Source organism: Intestinibacter sp. (assembly GCF_022780145.1).
Lineage (GTDB): Bacteria > Bacillota > Clostridia > Peptostreptococcales > Peptostreptococcaceae > Intestinibacter.
The window spans coordinates 1-2,499 of sequence record NZ_JALEXO010000281.1 but is presented as its reverse complement, the minus strand read 5'-3'; the positions used below and the strand labels follow the sequence as shown (position 1 = coordinate 2,499).

The 2,499-nt window shown below is 32.2% G+C and carries 4 protein-coding genes; 2 read left to right on the top strand and 2 right to left on the bottom strand.

The genetic code is table 11. The features are described 5' to 3' along the window. Together MR593_RS10660 and crcB are read left to right on the top strand one after the other, a co-directional pair. Positions 1 to 644 (top strand): tRNA sulfurtransferase (locus MR593_RS10660; protein WP_290692690.1); only part of this gene is annotated, 644 nt, incomplete at its 5' end. A gap of 13 nt (positions 645 to 657) precedes the next feature. Next, positions 658 to 1,038: a fluoride efflux transporter CrcB gene (gene crcB / locus MR593_RS10655; protein WP_290692688.1), complete on the top strand. Its 381-nt coding sequence runs from the start codon at positions 658 to 660 to the stop codon at positions 1,036 to 1,038. A gap of 262 nt (positions 1,039 to 1,300) precedes the next feature. Here the strand turns inward: crcB and pflA are convergent, their stop codons facing one another. Next, positions 1,301 to 2,047 carry a pyruvate formate-lyase-activating protein gene (gene pflA / locus MR593_RS10650; protein WP_290692687.1) on the bottom strand — a complete coding sequence of 249 codons (747 nt, stop codon included), beginning with the start codon at positions 2,045 to 2,047 and terminating at the stop codon, positions 1,301 to 1,303. A 256-nt stretch (positions 2,048 to 2,303) separates the two neighbouring features. Beyond that, on the bottom strand, positions 2,304 to 2,499 hold a 196-nt coding region (locus MR593_RS10645), incomplete at its 5' end, for a glycine radical domain-containing protein (protein WP_290692685.1).

The following is a 2,499-nucleotide window of genomic DNA, read 5'->3' as shown; positions in this document are numbered from 1 at the left end:
CTAACGGTAAGGCTATGTCTCTACTATCAGGAGGAATAGATTCACCAGTTGCATCATGGATGGTAGCAAAAAGAGGTGTAGAGGTAGAATGCATCCACTTCCACACATATCCATTTACAAGCGAAAAATCAATGGAAAAGGTAAGAGACCTAGCTAGAATATTAGCTAAATACTGTGGAAAGGTCAGACTTCACAAGGTCAATATATTAGAAATTCAAAAGGCTATAGGAATGCACTGTAGAGAAGAGGAAATGACAATAATTTCAAGACGTTTCATGATGAGAATAGCTGAAGAAGTAGGTAAACAAAGAAGATGTAACGCTTTAGTTACAGGGGAAAGTATAGGACAGGTTGCATCACAAACTATACAAGGACTAACTTGTACAAATGCATCTGTTAGCATGCCTGTATTCAGACCGCTAATAGCTATGGATAAATCAGAAATAATTGAAGTAGCTAAGAAAATAGGAACATTTGAAACATCAATTATACCAGAAGAGGATTGTTGCTCAGTCTTTGCACCAAAGAGACCGGTGACTAAGCCTAAGCTTGATAGAATAGAATCAGATGAATCAGCTTTAGATGTAGAAGGATTAATTGCAGATGCTATAGAAAAAATGGAAGTTGAAGTAGTAGAATTTTAAGGAGAAGATGTAGATGTTAGAAGCTTTATGTGTAGGGTTTGGAGGATTTATAGGAGCTATTTCAAGATACCTTATATCTATGCAGGCTTCTAAGATTTTTACAGGAAAGATACCAGTCGGAACTTTATGTGTAAATATTTTAGGGGGATTGCTTATAGGGCTTATTTTGGAGTTAAACTCAAGAACAGATGTTGTATCTCCACAGATGAAATTATTTTTGACTACAGGACTTATGGGAGGACTTACGACTTTCTCTACCTTTAGCTATGAAACTGTAGGACTTTTTTCTGATGGAAGTTATACTAGTGCTGTAGTTAATATAGCTTTAAATGTTGTTCTTAGCTTAATAGGAGTTATAATAGGAAAAAGCATAATTATGGGAATAACTAATTAATTATATAAACACTCAGATTATTTTTCTGGGTGTTTTTTTTGCAAATAAAAAAGAAGTCTTATTCAGACTTCCAAAGTATAAAAAAATTATAAAGTTTAATAACTTTAAAAATATATAAGGGCATTTTTATAATGCATAGGAAATTATATTCCTTTGAAATTGTGAATAAAGATAATTTCCGTTATGCATTTCAAGAAAATCTACATTATGGATCTTTATAATAAAGATTTTCTTATAAATAACATCCTCGACTAAAAGGATACTATCTAGCTTTTTGATTATTGTAGACAGATACTCCGTATGCTTCTACAATTTCGCTGGCACATTTAACATCTTCAGCAGTAGGTTCTTTTATGTCCTTGAGTTCGTACTCAAGTCCCATGCTTTCCCACTTGTGAATTCCCATACCGTGGTAAGGTAGTAATTCAACTCTGTCGATGTTATTTAGAGAAGCTATGAATTTACCTAAACTTTTTAGATTCTCTACATCGTCTGTGATGCCAGGTATTAAAACCTGTCTAATCCAAACTGGTATGCATCTCTCATCTAAATAGCGAGCTAATTTAAGTGCTTTCTCATTGCCAACTCCAGTTAATTCTTTAGATTTATCACTGTCCATATGTTTTATATCTAGTAAAACAAGATCAGTGTAATCTAGTAATTTATCGATTCTTTTGGTATCGACAAATCCTGATGTATCTAGACATGTGTGTATGCCTATTTCTTTACATCTAGCAAATAACTCTGTTAGAAACTCTGCCTGCAGTGTAGCTTCTCCACCAGAGGCAGTTACGCCACCGCCAGAAAACTTCATATAAGAATCGTATTTGATTATATCCTGCATAAGCTCGTCAACAGTGTATTCTTTGCCACAATTTTTATCCCAGGTGTCTCTATTATGACAGTATTTGCATCTTAGTGGACATCCTTGGAAAAATATTATATACCTTATTCCTGGTCCATCAACAGTACCAAAAGTTTCAATTGAATGTACCTTTGCTTTCAACATATTATCCTCCATATAGAATTAGATTATCTTTTTATAGAATATAGTTTCTAAAATAAAAAAATATATTCTAGTGATTAAAAAAAGTAGACTCTCTAAACTAAAATGGAATATATTGTATACAATTCACGTATATATGATATTATAATTCAATAATTTAGAAATGTCTACCAAAAAATAATTAATATTATGTAAAAGTCCAGAAAAATAAAATATTTCCTGGACTTTTAGAATAAATATTGCGTTATATAACGATTAATTATGCCATTTTACCATGGAAAGTTCTGTTTATAACGTCTAATTGTTGTTCTCTTGTTAATTTTATAAAGTTTACAGCATATCCAGAAACTCTTATAGTTAATTGAGGATATTCTTCTGGATGTTCCATAGCATCTTCTAAAGTAGCTCTATCAAATACATTTACGTTTAAGTGATGAGCATTTTGTCCGAAGTAT